Annotated in this window: 12 protein-coding genes; 9 read left to right on the plus strand and 3 right to left on the minus strand. The window is 66.4% G+C overall.

Annotated features, from left to right (window positions below):
* Nucleotides 1-28 precede the first annotated feature (28 nt).
* The 7 genes from U5771_RS22650 (at nucleotide 29) to U5771_RS22680 (ending at nucleotide 16,425) form a co-directional block, all read left to right on the plus strand.
* A complete protein-coding gene (locus tag U5771_RS22650; protein WP_322026023.1) occupies nucleotides 29-6,013 on the plus strand; it encodes a YadA-like family protein in 5,985 nt (1,994 codons plus the stop codon).
* 148 nt (nucleotides 6,014-6,161) lie between these two features.
* Nucleotides 6,162-6,893 carry an OmpA family protein gene (locus U5771_RS22655; RefSeq protein ID WP_322026090.1) on the plus strand — a complete coding sequence of 244 codons (732 nt, stop codon included), beginning with the start codon at nucleotides 6,162-6,164 and terminating at the stop codon, nucleotides 6,891-6,893.
* Between the two features lie 107 nt (nucleotides 6,894-7,000).
* Nucleotides 7,001-9,874 (plus strand): Ig-like domain-containing protein, encoded by a 2,874-nt coding sequence (locus U5771_RS22660; RefSeq protein WP_322026024.1) that lies wholly within the window; start codon nucleotides 7,001-7,003, stop codon nucleotides 9,872-9,874.
* A 414-nt stretch (nucleotides 9,875-10,288) separates the two neighbouring features.
* Nucleotides 10,289-12,601, plus strand: a complete 2,313-nt coding sequence (locus U5771_RS22665; protein WP_322026025.1) for a type I secretion system permease/ATPase — start codon at nucleotides 10,289-10,291, stop codon at nucleotides 12,599-12,601.
* A complete protein-coding gene (locus U5771_RS22670) occupies nucleotides 12,598-13,848 on the plus strand; it encodes an HlyD family type I secretion periplasmic adaptor subunit (RefSeq protein WP_322026026.1) in 1,251 nt (416 codons plus the stop codon). Before U5771_RS22665 ends, U5771_RS22670 begins: the two co-directional genes overlap by 4 nt.
* Before the next feature lie 2 nt (nucleotides 13,849-13,850).
* Nucleotides 13,851-15,383: a TolC family protein gene (locus U5771_RS22675; RefSeq protein WP_322026027.1), complete on the plus strand. Its 1,533-nt coding sequence runs from the start codon at nucleotides 13,851-13,853 to the stop codon at nucleotides 15,381-15,383.
* A gap of 256 nt (nucleotides 15,384-15,639) precedes the next feature.
* A complete protein-coding gene (locus tag U5771_RS22680) occupies nucleotides 15,640-16,425 on the plus strand; it encodes a hypothetical protein (RefSeq protein ID WP_322026028.1) in 786 nt (261 codons plus the stop codon).
* 185 nt (nucleotides 16,426-16,610) lie between these two features.
* Here the strand turns inward: U5771_RS22680 and slmA are convergent, their stop codons facing one another.
* The 3 genes from slmA to argB are packed head-to-tail and all read right to left on the minus strand — an operon-like array spanning nucleotide 16,611 to nucleotide 18,927.
* Nucleotides 16,611-17,273 carry a nucleoid occlusion factor SlmA gene (gene slmA / locus U5771_RS22685; protein ID WP_322026029.1) on the minus strand — a complete coding sequence of 221 codons (663 nt, stop codon included), beginning with the start codon at nucleotides 17,271-17,273 and terminating at the stop codon, nucleotides 16,611-16,613.
* Nucleotides 17,240-18,031: a pyrimidine 5'-nucleotidase gene (locus U5771_RS22690; protein ID WP_322026030.1), complete on the minus strand. Its 792-nt coding sequence runs from the start codon at nucleotides 18,029-18,031 to the stop codon at nucleotides 17,240-17,242. Before U5771_RS22690 ends, slmA begins: the two co-directional genes overlap by 34 nt.
* Entirely contained in the window at nucleotides 18,028-18,927 is a 900-nt protein-coding gene (gene argB, locus U5771_RS22695) for an acetylglutamate kinase (RefSeq protein WP_006754950.1), read from the minus strand. The genes U5771_RS22690 and argB overlap by 4 nt, the downstream gene beginning before the upstream one ends.
* A 330-nt stretch (nucleotides 18,928-19,257) precedes the next feature.
* On the opposite strand from argB, the gene U5771_RS22700 reads away from it, so the two are divergent.
* Together U5771_RS22700 and U5771_RS22705 are read left to right on the plus strand one after the other, a co-directional pair.
* A complete protein-coding gene (locus U5771_RS22700) occupies nucleotides 19,258-19,485 on the plus strand; it encodes a cysteine-rich CWC family protein (RefSeq protein WP_322026031.1) in 228 nt (75 codons plus the stop codon).
* A gap of 113 nt (nucleotides 19,486-19,598) precedes the next feature.
* A complete protein-coding gene (locus U5771_RS22705) occupies nucleotides 19,599-21,005 on the plus strand; it encodes an ATP-binding protein (protein ID WP_322026032.1) in 1,407 nt (468 codons plus the stop codon).
* Nucleotides 21,006-21,013 lie beyond the last annotated feature (8 nt).

Consider the following 21,013-nt stretch of genomic DNA (forward strand, 5'->3'; position numbering starts at 1 on the left):
TGTGGAAGGCGGTCTGAATCCGTTGTCGGTGGCCTACGACAGCGCATCGAAGGACAAGGTGACGCTGGCCGGCACCGGCGGTACGACGCTGTCGAACGTGAAGGCCGGTACGGCCGACATGGACGCAGTGAACGTGTCGCAACTGAAGTCGTCGGGCCTGATCGGCGAGGACGGCAAGACGCTCGCTGCAATCACTTACGACAAGAACGCAGACGGCACGCCGAACTACAAGTCGGCGACGCTGGCGGGCGAAGGTGGCACGAAGCTGTCGAACGTGAAGGCCGGTACGGCCGATGCCGACGCGGTGAACGTGTCGCAGCTGAAGTCGTCGGGTCTGATCGGCGAAGACGGCAAGACGCTGGCCGCGGTGACGTACGACAAGAACCCGGACGGCACGCCGAACTACAAGTCGGCGACGCTGGCGGGCGAAGGTGGCACGAAGCTGTCGAACGTGAAGGCCGGTACGGCCGACATGGACGCAGTGAACGTGTCGCAGTTGAAGTCGTCGGGTCTGATCGGCGAAGACGGCAAGACGCTGGCCGCGGTGACGTACGACAAGAACGCGGACGGTACGCCGAACTACAAGTCGGCGACGCTGGCGGGCGAAGGCGGCACGAAGCTGTCGAACGTGAAGGCCGGTACGGCCGATGCCGACGCGGTGAACGTGTCGCAACTGAAGTCGTCGGGCCTGATTGGCGACGACGGCAAGTCGGTCGCCGCAGTGACGTACGACAAGAAGGCAGACGGCACGCCGAACTACAAGTCGGCAACGCTGGCGGGTGAAGGCGGCACGATTCTGTCGAACGTGGCGGATGGCAAGGCCGACAAGGACGCGGTGAATGTGTCGCAGTTGAAGTCGACGGGCCTGATCGGTGACGACGGCAAGGCGCTGGCCGCGGTGACGTACGAGAAGAACGCGGACGGTACGCCGAACTACAAGTCGGTGAAGCTGGCGGGCGAAGGCGGTACGACGCTGTCGAACGTGAAGGCGGGCAAGGCCGATGAGGACGCAGTGAACGTGTCGCAACTGAAGTCGTCGGGTCTGATCGGCGACGACGGCAAGTCGGTCGCCGCGGTGACGTACGACAAGAAGGCGGACGGCACGCCGAACTACAAGTCGGCGACGCTGGCGGGCGAAGGTGGCACGACGCTGTCGAATGTGGCGGCAGGCAAGGCCGACAAGGACGCGGTGAACGTATCGCAGCTGAAGTCGTCGGGCCTGATCGGCGAGGACGGCAAGTCGCTCGCAGCAATCACTTACGACAAGAACCCGGACGGCACGGCGAACTACAAGTCGGCGACGCTGGCAGGCGAAGGTGGCACGAAACTGTCGAACGTGAAGGCCGGTACGGTCGACACGGACGCGGTGAACGTGTCGCAACTGAAGTCGTCGGGCCTGATCGGCGAAGACGGCAAGTCGATTGCCGCGGTGACGTACGAGAAGAACCCGGACGGCACGCCGAACTACAAGTCGGTGAAGCTGGCAGGCGCAGGTGGCACGATTCTGTCGAACGTGGCGGATGGCAAGGATGACAAGGACGCGGTGAACGTATCGCAACTGAAGTCTTCAGGCCTGATCGGCGAAGACGGCAAGTCGGTCGCCGCGGTGACGTACGAGAAGAACCCGGACGGCACGACGAACTACAAGTCGGTGAAGCTGGCGGGCGAAGGCGGCACGACGCTGACGAACGTGAAGGCCGGCGCACTGTCGGCGACGAGCACGGACGCGGTGAACGGCTCGCAGCTGTTCGCGACGAACGAGAGTCTGGGCGGCCTGAAGGACGCGCTGACGGATGGCGGCGTCATCGACAAGACGACGGGCGAATCGCTGGCGGTGGTGTACGACAGCAAGTCGAAGGACAAGGTGACGCTGGCCGGCACGACGGGCACGATCCTGTCGAACGTTGCGGCAGGCAAGGCCGACCTGGATGCGGTGAACGTATCGCAACTGAAGTCGTCGGGCCTGATTGACGGGGACGGTAAGTCGATTGCCGCGGTGACGTACGACAAGAATCTGGACGGCACGCCGAACTATGGCTCGGTGACGCTGGGCGGCGGAAAGTCGGTGGGTCCGGTGACGCTGTCGAACGTAGCGAAGGGTATGGCTGGAACGGACGCAGTGAACGTCGACCAGTTGAACGATCTGGAAGACTCGCTCGTCAACGGCGCAATCAAGCTCAAGTACATCAAGGTCAACTCGGACGGTCGCGAGGCAATTGCGAGAGGTCCAGAAAGTGTCGCGATCGGTGCGAACGCTTGGGCAACTAGGCCGCAAGCGATGGCATTGGGGTCGGGCTCGCGCGCGAACGGCGTCAACTCGGTGGCGATCGGCTTCAATTCGGTCGCCGACGACGACAACACCGTTGCGGTGGGTAACGCCGGTGAAGAGCGTCGTATCGTTCACGTCGCCGGTGGTGTCGACGACACGGATGCTGTCAACATGAAGCAGTTGGCTGATGCGATGCACTCCGCCAATTCGAAGCTCGACGCGAAGATGACGCGGATGGTGCGTGACGTCGAATCGAAGCCGGGCAGCTTTGTCGCGATCGAAGGGTTGGGTGCGGACGGCAGCATGTCGAACATTGCCTCGATGAATGGCCGCGATCCGAAGATGGGCACGGCTGCCGCCATCGGCGTAGGGAGTGGCGCCAGCGGGATCAATGCGATTTCGGTTGGTCTGCAGGCGGTCGCCAACTCGGACCACTCGGTGGCGATCGGCAGTATTGCCCAGACCGGCGTCGAGCATCCGTATTCGGTGGCGATGGGTAGCATGGTCACGACGAATGGTGCAGGCGCGTTGGCAATCGGCTCTCGAGCGAAGGCCAACGCCGAAAACGCGGTGGCGGTCGGCAACAACGGCGTGACAGCCGTGGGCCAGAGCTCGATCGCGATCGGCGACAAGGCGATGACGAAGTCAGGCACCGTAAACAGCATCGCCATCGGTACGAACGCGAACGTGCAACAGAACGTCGCCGACGCCATCGCCCTCGGGGCGAACGCGCAGGCCCTTCAGTCGAACAGCATCGCGCTGGGCGCCGGCTCGCTCGCGGAGCGTGCGAATGCGCTGTCGATCGGCTCGGCAGGCGCCGAGCGGCAGATCATCCACGTCGCGAAGGGCACGCAGAACACCGACGCGGTGAACCTCGCGCAGCTCAAGGGTCTCGCGGACGTGGTCGGCGGCGGTACGGGCTTCGACGCGAACGGTGACGTGACCGCGCCGACGTACACGATCGACGGCAAGGAGTACCACAACGTCAACGACGCGCTGCAGGCTGCGGCGAAGAGCGGCGGTGATGGCAGCAACGGCACAGATCCGAATGCGGTGGCCTATGACGGCGCGCAGAAGGACTCGGTGACGCTGGCCGGCCAGAATGGTACGACGCTGTCGAACGTGGCGGATGGCAAGGCTGACAAGGACGCGGTGAACGTATCGCAGCTGAAGTCGTCGGGCCTGATCGACAAGGACGGCAACGCGGTGGCGGCGATGACCTACGACAAGAACCCGGACGGCACGCCGAACTTCAAGTCGGCAACGCTGGCAGGCGATGGCGGCACGATTCTGTCGAACGTGGCGGCGGGCAACGCCGACACGGACGCGGTGAACGTGTCGCAGCTGAAGTCGTCGGGCTTGATCGGTGACGACGGAAAGTCGATTGCCGCGGTGACGTACGACCGCAACCTGGACGGCACGACGAACTACGGCTCGGTGTCGCTGGGCGGCGGGAAGTCGGTGGATCCGGTGACGCTGTCGAACGTGGCGAAGGGCAAGGCCGGCACGGACGCGGTGAACGTCGATCAACTGACGGACGCAATCCGCGACGTCGAAGGCGGCATGAACCCGCTGGCGTTGGCTTACGACAGCGTGAGCAAGGACAAGGCGACGCTGGCCGGCCAGGGCGGCACGATTCTGTCGAACGTGGCGGCCGGCAAGGCCGACATGGACGCGGTGAACGTATCGCAGCTGAAGTCGTCGGGCTTGATCGACAAGGACGGCAAGGCGCTTGCGGCCGTGACCTACGACACGCGTGCCGACGGCACCACGAACTTCGCTTCGGTGACGTTCGGTGGCGTGAACGCCAATGTTCCGGTCGCACTGCATAACGTCGCTGCCGGCAAGGTATCGACGGACGCAGTCAACGTGTCGCAGCTGAAGGGCGTGACCGAGATCATCGGCGGTGGTTCGGGCATCGACGCGGACGGCAAGGTTACCGCGCCGGTCTATAAGATCGACGGCAAGGATTACGCGTCGGTCGGCGACGCCATCACGGCGCTGGAGCAGCGTGAGGGCGGCACCGGCAACGGTACGAACCCGAACGCGGTCGTCTATGACGACGCAACCAAGGCAGCGGTGACGTTGGCGGGTGCGAAGGGCACGGTGATTCGTAACGTCGCGGACGGCTCGCTTGAGCTCGGCAGCGCCGAGGCAGTCAACGGCGGCCAGCTGAATTTCGCCTTGTCCAGCATCGCGGACAGCCTCGGCGGCGGTGCCAAGTTCGACCCGACGACCGGCGATATCTCGGCGCCGACGTATGAACTGACTGCGGCGGATGGCGTGAAGGACACGTACGACAATGTCGGCGACGCGTTCAACCACATCGACGAGCGTGTGTCGACGCACACGACGCAGATCGAGACGCTGCAGAAGGGTGTCGCGAATGCGGTTCAGTACGACGACGCAACGCATGCCTCCGTGACGCTCGGCGGCGCAGGTGTGGCGCCCGTCATGCTGAAGAACGTCGCGGACGGTGTCGACGAGACCGATGCGGTCAACGTGCGGCAACTGCGCTCGGCCGGCCTGGTTGGTGAAGACGGCAAGCTGCAATCGGCGGTCGTGTACGACAAGAACACGGACGGCACGCCGAACTACGGTTCGGTGACGCTCGGCGGCGCCGGCTCGGTGGCTCCGGTCGCCCTTCACAACGTGGCGGCCGGTAAGGCTGCGACGGATGCGGTGAACGTCAGCCAGTTGAGTGGCGTGACCGACGCGTTGGGCGGTGGTGCGAAGGTCGACGAGGAAAGCGGCAAGGTCGTTGCACCGACCTACAAAGTGGGTGGCGACAGCTTCCACAATGCAGGCGACGCATTGGCCAACATCGACAACCGGGTCACGCAGATCCAGAACAATCTCGGTGACATTCCGAGATTGGCCGGCGCGGTCTCGTACGACAAGAACGGCGACGGCACCGTGAATTGGGGCCAGGTGACGCTTGGCAACGGCTTGTCGAAGAATCCGGTGGTGCTGACGAACGTCGCGGAAGGCAAGAGCGAGTTCGACGCCGTGAACTACGGCCAGTACTCAAAGCTGGAAGGGCGCGTCAACGACCTCGACGATCGGGTGAACCTGGTAACCCCCCCGCCTGGCGGCGGCAATCCGGGGCCGAACGGCAACGACCTGATCAGCGGCACGGGCGGCAGCGGCTCGAACAGCGCCGAAGTCGTCGTCGCGAAACCGGGCACCGGCAACGGCAACATCGCTGTCGGCTCCGGCTCGCAGATCGCCGATGCCAAGAACAACGGCACGGCAATCGGTGCCGGTTCGAAGGTGTCGGCCGACGATGGTACGGCGTTGGGTCACGGTGCGACCGTGTCGTCCGGCGCAACCAACTCGGTTGCACTGGGTAACGGTTCGAAGGCGACCGAAGCCAACACCGTGTCGTTCGGCTCGGACGGCCAGGAGCGCCGGCTCGTCAACGTCGCGGACGGCATCAACAAGACGGATGCCGTCAACAAGGGGCAGCTCGATCGCGCGCTCGGCGGGATGCAAGGTCAGATCAACGACATGTCGCGCAATGCCTATTCGGGTATCGCAGCGGCCACGGCGTTGACGATGATTCCGGGTGTCGATCCGGGCAAGACCTTGTCGTTCGGTATCGGCGGTGGATCGTACAAGGGCTATCAGGCGGTCGCGATGGGCGGTGAAGCGCGCATCACGGAAAACCTGAAGATGCGTGCCGGCGTCGGTCTCAGCAGCGGTGGCAATACCTTCGGCGTAGGCGCGTCGTATCAGTGGTAAGGCGGTAACGCGGGCCGTTCGGCCCGCGTCATCACCCGATGCGATGCGGGGCGGGCACTTGCCGCCCGCCCCGCATCGCGCCACGCGCGCACGACTTCATTTCCACCGATCAATTTCCAGGTGTCCGCCTCGAGCGGACCGAACCATCATGATGAAATCACAACACTTTGTCCGTCGGGGCCTGCTCGGCGCATTCGTCGTCCTGCTGAGCGCATGCACGACGCAATCCGGTCCGACGTATACCGTTCGGGCGATCAAGGCGACCGACCAGCCGGGTCCGGTCTTTCGCGTGACCTGCGAGGGGCTGGTATCCAGCACGCGCTCGTGTGAAGCGGCTGCGCAGAAGGTCTGTGCCGGCAAGCCGGTTACGCCGCTGCAGGCCGTCGATCGTGTTCGTCGCGGCGCCGCGATGGGCGATCCGCGCGAATTGACGTTCATGTGCGGCGTGCCGCCCCAGGCGAGCGTCGCGCCCCCTGCCGCCGTGCAACCGCAACCGGTCGTCCAGCCGCAGCCGGTTGTCGAGCCCATCGCGCAGCGTCAGGTGCTGCTGCAAGGCAGCGCGAACTTCGCGTTCGACAGCGCGGCGCTGACACCGAGCGCCCGCCAGGAGCTCAATCGCTTTCTGGACGTGAATCGCGATGCCCGCTTTCGCCGTGTGACGGTCACGGGCTACACCGATTCGCAGGGGGCGCACGCCCATAACGTTCGGCTGTCCGAAGCGCGCGCGCGTGCGGTGGCCACGTATCTGCGCACGGGCGGACTGCGGGCGGAACACTTCACGGTCGTCGGCAAGGGCGCGACTGAGCCCGTCGCCAGCAATGCGACGGCGGAAGGGCGCGCACAGAACCGGCGAGTCGAAATCGAACTCGAGACGGCATAACGAACGTGATTGACGGCTCCGCGGTCACCGGTGACGGTTGCCGCGGAGCGAAGATTGAATTGTCCGGATGGCTCCGGGACATCTTGGACTGAAATGGGAAAGTAAAAATGGCAGAGCAGAAAGCAACGACGCGACCGTCGCGTCCGACGATCGACACCGTGACCGACAACGTACCGCCGCACACCGGCGTGATCGAAAACGGCGGACTGACCAACGACCCGCGGCCGACGGTGAGCGGTCGTGGCGACCCTGGCGCGACGATCCGCCTGCTGGTGGACGGCATCGAGGTCGGAACCGTGGTGGTCGGCGCAAACGGGACATGGAGCTTCGCGCTCACGCAACCGCTGCACGACGGCGAGTATCGGCTGACGGCGCGGGCGAGCAATGAAGTCGGCATGAGCATTCCGTCGACGTCCTACGGCATTCAGGTGGACGTGACGCCGCCGTCGCAGCCGAAGATCGAAGCGGCGACGGAGGGTGCGCAGCCGACGTTGTCGGGGCAGGCGGAAGCGTATTCGACGGTCGCGGTCTACGACGGCACGACGCTGCTGGGGACGACGAAGACGAATATCGACGGAACGTGGTCCTTCCCGCTGACGTCGCCTCTGTCGAACGGTACGCATGCACTGACGGTGACGGCGACGGACCCGGCGGGCAATACGAGCGCGCGCTCGGACGGCTTCGACGTGACGGTGGGGCCGGTGGCGCCGCAGGTGCCGGTGGCGAAGGCCGTGCTCGACGAGATGGGGCACGACAGCGGGAATTTCAATGACGACCGTCTGACGAACGACGGCAAGGGCGGCCGCTTGCTGACAGGCCACCTGGTGGGGGCGCTGGCGGCGGGCGAGAAAGTGCAGGTGTCGACGGATGGCGGGCGGACGTGGCTGGACGCGCTGATGAACTCGGACGGCACGTGGATGATGACCGACCTGAACGAGCACGGGGACAACTGGACGATCCAGACGCGCGTGGTCAATCGCGATGGTGTCTCGGGCGAGATGATGGCGTACGACGTCGAACTGGACACTACGTCACCGGATCCGGTGTTGACGGCGGTTCGCGCCGGCAACGTGATCGACGTCTCGTTCGCAGGCAAGGGCATGGTGGTCGGGGACGCGATCAACGTGATGATCGGCGATCAGCGAATCTCGTACAACCTGACCGCGGCGGATGTCGCGGCGGGGCGCGCCAAGGTGACGATTCCGGCGAGCATCGCGGCGACGATGGACGAACACACGAGCTACGGTGTCGCGTTGGTCGATCGCAGTGGGAACATCTCGGATTATCTGACGACACGATTTGTCGAGAAAGCGAACCCGGGAACGGGTAGCGATGCGGGCATCGAATATCGTATTGTGGATTTCAACGATCACAAACCGCAGGACATCAATGGCAGCATGCCGATCGACTTCGGCTTGTTTACGGCGGTGCTCGGCAAACCCGTGTTGGTCAACGGTCGTGGTGTCGAGCAAGGTATTCGCGTTGGCGGCGGCGGCGGTTTCGGTTTGGGGAGCAAGCAGGTCGTGCCGGAAAGCGGGGAGACGGGGTTGCTGGTCAATCTCACCGCGATGCCGAAGTTTTACCTCAAAAACGGGGCGCACGCGCGTGCATTGACGATTGATCTCGGCATCAGCGTCACACAGAGCTACGAGCATATGACGGCGTATTTCTATGACGACGCCGGAAAGCTGATTTATCGAGAGGATCTGACGATCAACTCGGTGACGCCGGCCGGCGAGATTCATACGTATCAGGTCGTCCTGCCGGACAACTTGCAGTTCTCGTCTTTCGGCATCGGATATTTTTCGGGCAGCGGCGCATTGAATGGCGTGAACGCGCTCTGGATCGACAATGTCGGTTTGTCGGGGGGGGATTTTTCGACGTTGTCGCACACGGTGAATGTCGACTTCAACGATCAAAAGCCGCAGGACTTGAACGGCAGCATGCCGATCGACTTCGGCTTGTTTACGGCAGTGCTCGGCAAGCCCGTGTTGGTCAACGGTCAGGGTGTCGAGCAGGGTATTCGTACTGGCGGCGGCGGCGGTTTCGGTCTGGGCGTCAAGCAGATCGTGCCGGAAATCGGGGACACGGGGTTGCTGGTCAATCTTTCCACGATGCCGAAGTTTTTCCTCAACAATGGGGCGCATGCGCATGCGTTGACGATTGATCTCGGCATCAGCGTCCTACCAAGCCGCGAGCAAATGACGGCGTACTTCTATGACGACGCCGGAAAACTGATTCATCGACAGGAGCTGACGATCAACGGGGTGACGCCGAACGGCGAGATTCATACGTATCACGCCATCCTGCCGGACGACTTGCAGTTCTCGTCTTTCGGCATCGGATATTTTTCGGGCAATGGCTCATTGAGTGGCTGGAACGCGATCTGGATCGATAATATCGGTTTTTCGGGTGGAAGCTTCGCCACATCGACCTGGGAAACGATCACGGAACTCGTCCCGCCGGCCGACGTGCAGCACGTGCTGGCGAACGTGGATGGCGAGTATTTCGGTTCGGCTCACGGTACGGAATTCCAGCTCGACAATGTGTCGTACTTCATGAACCAGCATGCCGGTCTGCATGGTGGCGCGGGCATCGATACGCTGAAACTCACGGGTGTCGGTCAAACGCTCGATATCTCGAAACTGCTGAACGTCGGTGGCCATGACAAGATCTCGTCGATCGAGGTCATCGACATCACCGGTACGGGTAACAACACGCTGAAGCTGTCGATGCATGACGTGCTGGAACTCGGCCATGAGAACGTGTTCCGAAACGATGGCCACACGCAATTGATGGTGAACGGCAACGCCGGCGATCGGGTCGAGTTGTCGGGCATGAGCGGGCTTAACCTCGGACGCGGTCAATGGACGGATCAGGGCCTGATCAACGTCGACGGCCAGAATTACCGCGTGTACGAGAACGCGGCGCTGCACGTCGAACTGCTCGTGCAATCGTCCGTGTCGACCCAACTGCTCTGACCCGCAGGCGCGGGCCGAAATCGCGTCAGGTCACGACGCGGTTCCGGCTCGCGTCGTTCCCGCTGCGCGGACGCCAGCGGTCAGTTTTTTCCGTTGTTTCTTCATGCGTAGCCCGCAACGCGTTGCGGGCTACGCATTTCTGCGTGTTTAAAAACCCCTCATTCGAAATTGTCCCAATGGTTCGGGATTCCTTTTGGTACTCGTCCCATTTTGGCGCACAGGCACATTTCGTAAAGTTGTTGCGTTCCTGTCGCGGCTCCATTGGCGCCCTGCGATAGCCGTCCCGTCCGATCACGCGACGGGAGACTCCGCCGCATCGATGTATGCGCCCACCTTTGTCGCTCACACGAAACAGCCGCCTCTTGGTGCGCGCCAGGGTTCCGTGAATTCCAGTGGCCAGATGACGATTTCGATATGAATACCCAACCCCCCGATACCGGTGGCGGTAACGCGCCGAATCTGCCGGACACACTTACACACGACAGCCTGCTCGATTCAGTCGCATGGCTTTGCACGCACTACGGCTTCGGTAGAAGTCATGCAGTCCTCACTGCCGGTCTCGCCAAGTACGGCGCGCTGACGCCGTCGCTCGCGATCGAGGCGCTGACGCATGCCGGCTTCGCGGCGAAGCTGGTAGCGCGTCCGCTCGCGCAGTTGCCCGAGCATGTGCTTCCGGTCGTGCTGTTGCGCGGCAACGGCAGCGCATGCGTGCTGCTCGGCTGGCGTATCGACGAGGCGCCTGAGCGCGAACCGCAGATCCTTTTTCGCGTCGTGTTGCCCGAGTTCGGCGAAGCGCCGGTCGAATGCACGGAAGCGGAGCTGAGCGAGACCTACTCCGGTCACGCGCTGCTCGTGAAGCCCGCGGCGAAGGTCGACGCGCGGCCGGACGACCTGCCGACCGAACCGGCCGGCCACTGGCTGCTGCGCACGCTGTGGCGCTATCGCAGCTACTACGCGAGCGCGGCGCTGGGCGCTTTCCTCATCAACGTGCTGGGCCTCGCCAGCGTGTTCTTCACGATGAACGTCTACGATCGCGTCGTCCCGAACCAGGCGTACGTGACGCTCTGGTCGCTCGCGATCGGGGTGGCGCTTGCGATGCTGATGGAGGCGGTGTCGCGGCACGTGCGCGCCCACGTGCTCGACACCGCCGGCAAGAAGGCCGATCTGGTGCTCGGCAGCCTGCTGTTCCGGCAGGCGCTGGCGATCCGGATGGAGCGCCGGCCGGCGTCGGCGGGCTCGTTCGCGCACCGGCTGCGCGAGTTCGAGTCGGTGCGGGACTTCGCGACGTCGGCGACGCTGTCGGCGATCTCCGATCTGCCGTTCGTGTTCCTGTTCGTCGCCGTGGTGTTTGCGGTCGGCGGCCCGCTCGGCTGGATTCCGCTGTTGATGATTCCGCTGATCGTCGGCCTCGGCGCGATCGTGCAGTGGCCGCTCGCCCGCGCAATGCGCGAAAACCTGCGCGAGGCGTCGCTCAAGCAAGGCGTGCTGATCGAGTCGATCGACGGGCTCGAGACGCTGAAGGCGGTCGGCGGCGAAGGCGCGATGCGCCACCGCTGGGACGCGTTCAGCGCGAAGACGGCGGCCTCGTCGATGCAGTCGCGCCAGCTGTCCAGCATGGCAACCAGTTGCGTGTCGTTCCTGCAGCAGATGCAGACCGTGGTGATCGTGATAGCCGGCGTGTACCTGATCGGCGAAGGCAAGCTGACCCAGGGCGCGCTGATCGGCTCGGTGATGCTGGCCGGCCGCGTGACGGCGCCGCTCAGCCAGGTGATGGGGCTCGCGCTGCGCTTTCAGCAAGCGAAGACGGCCATGCATTCGCTTAACGAACTGATGGCGATGCCGGTCGAGCATGAACCGGGTCAGGATTATCTGGCGCAGCCGCCGCTCAGCGGCCATGTGAAGCTCGACGGCGTGTCGTTCGTGTATCCGTCGGCCGGGCAGCAGGAAAACGCGCCCGCGCTCGACAAGGTGTCGGTGGAGATTCGGCCGGGCGAGCGCGTCGCGATCCTCGGGCGGGTCGGCAGCGGGAAATCGACGCTGCTGCGCTTGATTGCGCGGCTTTATCAACCGACCGAGGGCAAGCTGCTTGCCGACGGGCTCGATGCCGCGCAGATCGCGCCGGCCGACTGGCGCCGTGCGTTCGGCTATGTCGGCCAGGACAGCCGGCTGTTTTACGGTTCGCTGCGCGAGAACATCACGATCGGTCGTCCTGACGTGCCGGCCGCCGAGCTGCTGCGCGTGCTGAAGCTGACGGGGCTCGATGCGCTGGTCGCCCGGCATCCGATGGGCGTGAACCTGCAGGTCGGCGAGAACGGCCGCGATCTGTCGGGCGGCCAGCGCCAACTCGTCGCGCTGGCGCGCAGCCTGATCGCGCGTCCGAGCACGCTGCTGCTCGACGAGCCGACGAGCGCGATGGACACGCAGACGGAATCGCTTTTCATCGAGGATCTGAAGCAGGCGAGTGCGGGCCAGACGCTGGTCGTGGTGACGCACCGCACGTCGCTGTTGACGCTGGTCGACCGGATCGTGATCGTCGATCAGGGCAAGGTCGTGATGGACGGAGAGAAGGCGCGCGTGCTGGCGGCGCTGTCGGGGCAGCCCGAGCAGCCCGAGCCGCAGCGCGGCGGGGTGTCTAAAGTCCGCGTGGTCGAGCGGAGCGCGGGGGTGGCGGCCGCGGATCAAGCCGCGGCCCCGACGTCGGCGGCCGTGGCAGAGGAGGCATCATGATGCGGTGCATTCGATCGATACTCGGCCGCAAGCCGATGCCGCGCCTGCGGGCGGGCGACGTCGCGTACATGAGCGACATCCGCGAGGCGCTGCTGGTGCGCTCGTCTGCCGGCGCGCAGTCGACGCTCTACGTGGTTGCCGTCGTGCTGGTCGCGGGGCTCGTATGGGCGCACTTCGCGCGCGTCGAGGAGGTCACGCGCAGCGACGCGACGGTGGTGTCGCCGAGTCGCGAGCAATGGATCCAGAGCCTCGAGGGCGGCATCGTCCAGAGCGTCGCGGTGCAGGAAGGCGAGGTGGTCGAGAAGGGGCAATTGCTCGCGAAGATCGATCCGGCGCGTGCGCAGGCAAGCTATCGCGAAGTGTCGACCAAGGCGCTGGAGCTGAAAGCGAACGTGGCGCGTGCGCGCGCCGAGGCCTACGGGGCGCCGCTGGCCTTTACTGAGGACGTGAAGCGCGAACCCGGCCTGGTCGCGCAGGCAACCGCGACTTACCGGGCGCGCCGCCAGGCGCTCGACGGTCAGGTGGCGGCGTTGAGGCAGAGTCAGGCGCTGGTCCGCCGCGAGATCGCGATGGCGGAGCCGCTCGCATCGAAGGGGCTGGTCTCCGAGGTCGAGATTCTGCGCATGCGGCGTCAGGCGACGGACATCGAGGCACAGATTGCGGAACGGCGGAGCCGGTTCACCGCGGATGCCAGCACCGAGTTGTCGCGGCTCGAGCAGGAGCTCGCGCAAACCAGCGAGGTGCTGGCCGGCCGTGCGGATGTGCTGGCGCGCACCGACGTCGTTGCGCCGATGCGCGGTGTGGTGAAGAACATTCGCATCCGCACGGCGGGCGGCGTCGTGCAGTCGGGCGAACACATCATGGAGATCGCGCCGCTCGACGGCCACGTGCTGGTCGAAGCGCGGGTCAAGCCGTCCGACGTCGCGTTCCTGCGGCCGGGATTGCCGGTGCTCGTGAAACTGAGCGCGTACGACTTCGCGATCTACGGCGGGCTGCCCGGGCGTGTCGTCAGCCTCGGTCCGGACACGTTGAAGGACGATCAGAAGGCGGCGATGGGGCGTCCCGACGCGAACTACTACCGGCTCATGGTCGAGACGGATGCGGACGCGCTGGTCGCGGCCGGCAAGCGTCTGCCCGTCTTGCCGGGCATGCAGGCGACGGTCGATATCCGCACCGGCGAGAAGACGGTGCTCGATTACCTGCTCAAGCCGATCTTCAAGGCCCGCGAGGCCTTCAGGGAGCGGTGATCATGAGCGGATTTCGAGTTGCCCGTGCACGCGTCGGCGTGCGCGAACGTGGCGCGCTGCTCCGGGGATCCATGGCGGCGGTGCTGCTTGCATTGTCGATGTGGCCGCCGGCCGGAGCTGCGCGTGCCGCCGACTTCGTGTCGCCGTCCATCGCGGCGGCGGCGCCGTTGTCGTTGACGAGCGATGCACGTCACGCCTCGGGGGCGTCCGAGGCACTAGGTGCGTCCGGTGCGTCCGGTGCGGACAAGGTTGACGAGCGCGTCGACGCATCCGTCCCGATGCAGGACGTTGTCGCCGCGGGCACGGTGCCCGGAACCGCGATGACGGAGCGCGAGTTGCGGCAAATGCTGTATGCCGCGGCTGAAGCGGCGGTCGACGTCAGTCCGCAGGTGCGGCGCTTGTACGCGGAGTACCAGGCCGCGCAGTCGGACGTCGATCAGGCGAAGGGTGCGCGCTGGCCGCAATTGCAGTTGAACGGCCAGACGCGTAGCGCGCAGTTCGGTTCGAATGCGGGCAGCGCATACGATCCCGGCAACGCGCTGAGCGTCAATCTGACGACGACGCTGTTCGACTGGGGACGCACCGAGAAAACGATCGGCAGCCGGCAGGATCTGGCGAGTGCCGGTCAGGAACGCTATGTCGCGCAGATGGAGGATTCAGCCTACCAGGTCGCGGCTACGCTCGTCGAGCTCGCGAAACAGCGCAACATCGCCGCGCTGAGTCAGCGCTTCGTCGACCGGATGGCGCGCCTCGTGCGGATGCTCGACGAAATCGTCGCCGTCGACCGCGGCCGCGGCAGCGAGCTGACGCAGGCGAAGGCCCGCTTGCTGCAGGCCGAAGCGAGTCGCGACGCGGCATTGGCGAAATGCCGAACGGTCGAACTGAATCTTCGCAAGCTGGTGGGGGAGCGGCCGGTGCCGATTCCGGCGGAGTCGAGCTGGCCGCTGCATCCGGGCAATCTCGACCGTCTGATGTCCGCGCTCGACGAGAATCCGCGACTGCGGCAGGCACGGGCCGAAGCCAGCGCGGCCGAACTGAACCGCGATGCGGTGCGGGCGGCGTCGAAGCCGCAACTGAACTGGGTCGTCAGCACGAATACCGGACGCGACTCGATCGGGCGCCGGATGCCCTGGCAGACGATGCTCACGCTGACGTGGAACGCGTTCACGGGCGGCGCCGCAACCGCGGCGACGGACGCGGCGACGTATCGCGCGTCGGCAAGCTGGCGCCAGGTCGAGCAGATGCGCCTGGATCTGGAGTACCAGGTGCGCAGCGCCGAGGAAGATGCGCATGCATTCGGTGAGCGCGCGGAGCAGTATCGCGACCTGTCGGTGGAGTCGGCGCGCGTGCGCAGCGCATTTTTCGATCAGTGGTACCACCTCGGGCGCCGCTCGCTGTTGGACGTGCTGATCGCCGAAAGCGACGACTACAACAACCGCGTCAACGAGGTGGCGTACCGATTCGACGGCTATGCCGCGACGCTGCGCGGTTACGCATCGGCCGGCATGCTCGTGCAATGGCTGCGTGAAGGATGACGCATTGCGCCGCGTCCGGCCGCCGCCGGGCGATGAGGAACATCATGAATCGTGGATCGATCGAGAACTGGTTTGCATTGCCGCCGCCGAGGGCGGCTTCCTATCTGCCCGCGCCTTATGGCGTCCGGCGCGGCGTCACGGATCGCTTTGCGCATCTGTCGCCGGGGGGCGTCTATCTGCCGGCGACACGGTCGCGCCGCGGTGTGGCTGTTGCCGCAGCCACAGGCGCTGCCGATTTCGGGCATGACAATCTTGCGTGGAGTCGCCCACCGTCGCCGCGCGGCCGTGGCCGCGTCATGTCGGCTGCGATTGGCGGCGCCTTGCTCGGCGCGGCGTTGACGGCGCTGCTCGGCGGGATGCTGGCGGACCGCTCGGCGGGATTCGGCTACGTGGCGCGAGGAACCTTGCCCGTAGCGAACGCGGCATCCGGATCGATCGTTGCGGCGGCCGCCGAGGCGGCTTCGGCATCGATCTCGGCATTGGTACCGGCATCGGCATCGGCATCGGCACCGGCACCGGCATCGGCACCGGCATCGGCACCGGCACCGGCACCGGCATCGGCACCGGCACCGGCACCGGCACCGGCATCGGCACCGGCACCGGCATCGGCACCGGCACCGGCACCGGCACCGGCACCGGCAGCGGCCCCAGCTCCAGCCCCAGCCCCAGCCCCGGCCCCAGCCCCAGCCCCAGCCCCAGCCCCAGCCCCAGCCCCAGCCCCGGCCCCGGCCCCGGCCCCGGCCCCGGCCCCGGCACCAGCGTTGATTTCTACGCCACCCGCTGCACCGGCCGCCAACCCATCCGGCGTGTCGCTCGATCCGACGCACCGGACGGATGCACGCGCAGTGCCGGCGTCGCGGCCGACGCCGGCCCGGTCGTCCGGCATGGCAGGCACGCCTGTCCGCGAACGGGAGGCCGCGCGCACGCTACCCGTGCGGACCGCGTTGCCTCGCGTGCCGGCGAAGCTTCGACCGGCAGTGCCGCCCGAGACGACCGTAACGGGCGTGCCCGACTCATGCGGCGCCGACTGGCCCTGCGGTGACGCATTGCGATTGTTGCAGGCCGAGTTGAAGCGTTGGGAAGCACCCGGGCAGTTGCCGGCACCCTCGGATAGCCGAGCGGCGGAGACGCCGGTTCATCTGACCGGCCATCCGCGTGTGACGGAGTGGTGATTCAGGCGGAGTCACGCGGGGCACGGCCGTTTGTGCCGTGCGCCGTGTCATGCGTTCACTGCAGGATCAGTCGCAAATGCGCATCGGCCTGTTCGCCGGGCGGCTTCTGGAACCCGCCTTTCGCGAACCGGTGCCACCTGCCGATCACATAGCTGACGAGCAGGCTTGCCCGCGCGGCGGGATCGTAATCGGCCGGAAGCACGAACGGGGCCGCGCCGTCGGGCGCCTGCGCCTCGGTACGCGCGACTCGCAGGCATTGCTTGACGGTCGCCTCGATCCGGTCGAGCAACTGGTTCACGCGTTCGGTGAGCCGCTCGTCCTCGCCGACCAGCGCTTCGCCGGTCAGCACGCGGGTCATCCCGGGGTTCTTGGCTGCGAAATTGAGCATCGTCAGTGCGATCGTGCGCGCCTGCAGCACGCCGTTCGGCTCTTTCGCGACGATCTGGTTGACGAGCCCGAACAGTGCCTGCTCGATGAACTCGATCAGCCCTTCGTACATCTTCGCCTTGCTGGCGAAGTGCCGGTACAGCGCGGCTTCCGACACGTCGAGCCGGGCCGCGAGCGCGGCCGTCGTGATTTTTTCAGGCTTCGGCGCCTCGAGCATCGCGGCGAGCGTCTGCAGGATCATCACGCGCCGCTCGCCCGGCTTCGGGCGCGGGCGGGACGGTATGGCCCGGTCTTCCGTTACGGCTTGGTCCTGCGGGTAAGTCGGCTGCATTTCTGTCGCCCCGATCGTGTGCCCAGTCGCAGCGATTTTAACGAACGAATGCGCTGGTCGACATAATGCGGGCGGCCGATGTTCGGAAGATGGCCCGGCAGGTGCCCGGTGATCCATACCGTGCCGATGCCGAGGCGCTTGTAGCGCTTCAGGTGGCTGCGGGTATCCTCGACGAGGATCGCGTCCTCCAGCCGCGCGTGCGCGGCGCGCAGCGTCCGGCGCAGCATCGTGTGATCGGGCTTCGCACGCCACGTGCGGCGGTCGCGCATGTGCTCGATCGCGATCACGCGCTCGAACAGCCGCTCGATGCGCAGCTCGCGCAGCACCGCGCGCGCATAGTTCTCGGGCGCGTTGGTCAGCACGAACTTGCGGCCCGGCAGCGCGGCGATGATGCGTGCGAGACCGCGCTCGGCGCGCAGCATCGCGGGCAGGTCGGAAAACGTGTGGACGACCCGCAGGAAGTCGTTCGGATCGATCGGGTGATGGCGCGTGAGACCGAGGAGCGCGGCGCCGTAGCGCTGCGTGTAGCCGGTGCGCAGCCGGTCGGCTTCGGCGCGCCCGACGTGGAGCGTGTCGATGATGTACTGCGTCATCGCGCGGTTGATCTCCGGAAAGATCGCGTGCGATGCGTGGTGAAGCGTGTTGTCCAAATCGAACAGCCAGACGGGCGCGCCGGCGCGCGGCCGGGTGCGGGAGATGCGCCGGCGTCGCAGCGACGCCGGCAGGTCGGGGCCGGTGGTTTTGCGGCGCGCGCTCAATGCGAGCGGATCATCGTGCCGAACGGCTGCTCGGTCAGGATTTCCAGCAGCACCGAGTGCTCGATGCGGCCGTCGACGATGTGCACCGACTTCACGCCGCTCTTCGCCGCGTCGAGCGCCGACGAGATCTTCGGCAGCATGCCGCCCGAGATCGTGCCGTCCTCGAACAGCGCATCGATCTCGCGTGCGGACAGGTCGGTCAGCAGGTTGCCGTCCTTGTCCATCACGCCGGGGATGTTGGTCATCATCAGCAGCTTCTCGGCGTTCAGCACCGTGGCGAGCTTGCCGGCGACGAGGTCAGCGTTGATGTTGTACGAGAGGCCGTCTTCGCCGAAGCCGATCGGCGAGATCACCGGGATGAACGCGTCGTCCTGCAGCGCCTTCACGACCGCCGGGTTGATCGCCTCGACTTCGCCGACCTGGCCGATGTCGATGTACTGGCCCGGGTTGTCGCGGTCCGGCATCAGCAGCTTGCGCGCGTGGATCAGGCCGCCGTCCTTGCCCGTCAGGCCCACCGCATGGCCGCCGAAGTGGTTGATCAGCGTCACGATGTCCTGCTGGACTTCGCCGCCCAGCACCCATTCGACGACTTCCATCGTCTCTTCGTCGGTGACGCGCATGCCCTGGATGAAGGTGCCGGCCTTGCCGATCTTCTTCAGCGCCTGGTCGATCTGCGGGCCGCCGCCGTGGACGATCACCGGATTGATGCCGACCAGTTTCAGCAGGATCACGTCGCGCGCGAAGCCCTGCTTGAGCCGCTCTTCCGTCATCGCGTTGCCGCCGTATTTGATCACCACGGTCTTGCCGTGGTAGCGGCGGATGTACGGCAACGCTTCGGCGAGGATTTCTGCTTTCAGCGTGGGGGCGATCTGCGAGAGGTCGATGGGCTCGGACATGGCGGCGGCTCTGGCTGGGAACGGTTGAAACAGGGCGAATTGTACAGGAGTGGCGCAGCGCAGCATCGGGTTTTTGGGCTGGCCGGACGGCGGATCGCGCGGGCCCTGCGCCACGCGCGGCGGCCCGCCGGCCATGGCACGGGGCCTCGCGGCGGACCCTGCACCGGGCCCCGTGGCTGGCCCCGCGGCGGCGGCGCGAGCAGGGCGACGCCGGGCGTGCGCGGCGATGTCGGCGGCATGCATCGGCCGGACGGCAGACGTGCAAAATCCGTCCGCCGCGCTATGCTTGTCGCGTAGGGTGACGTTCATGCCCGCTTTCGCGCTTCCGCCATGACCGATTCCGCCGCCGACGCCCGTTCGACCCCGCGCCGCGCGCGCTGCCCGCACTGCGGCCGCGGCTTCGACTGCGGCGCCCGCACGCAGCCGTTCGAGTGCTGGTGCGCGTCGATGCCGGCCGTGCCCGGCGGCGGCGTGCCGCCGGTGGCCGGTACGCGCTGCCTCTGCCCGGAGTGCCTCGCCGACGAGATCGCCCAGCGCATGGCCGGAGCGGCCGGCTGACGGCAGCCGGCCCGTGCAACCCGCCGCGACGCCGGCTCGTCCGGCGCTTCGTTCGTCCTCCCCGATCCGGCCCCCGGTAGAGGCGCGGGGTGCTAAACGGGTAAACTGCTCGGATGCAACGAATCACCACCACCGGGCGCGTCAACCTCAGTCACCTGTTCTGGCTGCGCAATCTCGCGATCATCGGCCAGCTCGTGACGATCGGCGTCGTGCAGACCTATTTCGGCGTGCATCTGCCGTTGCCGGCGATGCTGATGGTCATCGCGCTCGAAATCGTTTTCAACGCGCTGACCTGGGTGCGCGTGCTGCGCGCGCGGCCCGAGACCAATTTCGAACTGCTCGGCCAGCTGTGGGTCGACCTCGGCGCATTGTCGGCGCTGCTGTTCCTGTCGGGCGGCACGACCAACCCGTTCGTGTCGTTGTACCTGCCGTCGCTCGCGATCGCGGCGGCCGTGCTGCCGTGGCACCTGATGATCTGGCTCGCGGCGTTCGCGGTCGCGTGCTATGCGGCGCTCGGCTTCGATTCGGTGCCGCTCAACATGGATAACCCGGCGAACCTGTTCGACTACTACCGCACCGGGATGTGGGCGAACTTCATGGTCAGCGTCGGGCTGATCGCCTGGTTCGTCGCACGCATGTCGAACGCGCTGCGCCAGCGCGATGCGGCGCTCGGCGAAGCGCAGGCGCACCTGCTGCGCGACGAGCGGGCGGTCGCGCTCGGCGTGCAGGCCGCCACGGTCGCGCACGAGATGGGCACGCCGCTGTCGACGATCGCGATGCTCGCGGAAGAGCTGCGCGACGCGGCACGCGCCGACCCGGGGCTCGCGCGCTACGAGGCCGACCTGAAGGTGCTGGAAGAACAGATGACGCTCTGCACGTCGGCGCTGGCGCGCCTGCGCAGCCGCGCCAGCGCGCCGGCGAGCCGCCAGCCGGTGGACGACTGGCTCGACACGTTCGTCGAGCACTGGCGCCTGCGGCATCCGCACGTGCAGTTCGAATTGCTCGGCGCGCGCCCGTCGGGCGTCGCGCTCGACGACACGGTCGCAGCCGGCCAGATCCTGACGATCCTGCTCGACAACGCCGCGCGGGCGAGCCCGCACCGCGTGACACTGGCCGCGAAGCTCGCGCACAACGAGCGGGCGGCCGACCGGATCGAATTCGAAGTATGTGACGACGGCCCCGGCATTCCGGCCGCGTTGCGTGAATCGCTCGGCGCGATGCCGGTCGACAGCACGCAGGGCGGGCACGGGGTCGGCCTGTACCTTGCGTTCAGCGCGGCCGTGCGCCTCGGCGGCGAGATCGAGCTGTCCGATGTGACGCCGCGCGCGGCCGGTGGCAACGGGCGCGCGGGTGGCGGCGCGAACGGTCACCCCGCCGCCACGTCGGGCCAGCGCGCGAGCGAACGAGCGGCAGCCGCGCCGGACGGCCGCCCGGCCGGCGTTCACGGTCGCGGCACCCGCGCGGTGCTGCGCCTGCCGGTGGCGCGCGTCGCGGCGCCGGCCGCCTCAACCAACACGTAGACGGAGAA

It is taken from the genome of Burkholderia sp. BCC1977, assembly GCF_905339595.1.
GTDB lineage: Bacteria > Pseudomonadota > Gammaproteobacteria > Burkholderiales > Burkholderiaceae > Burkholderia.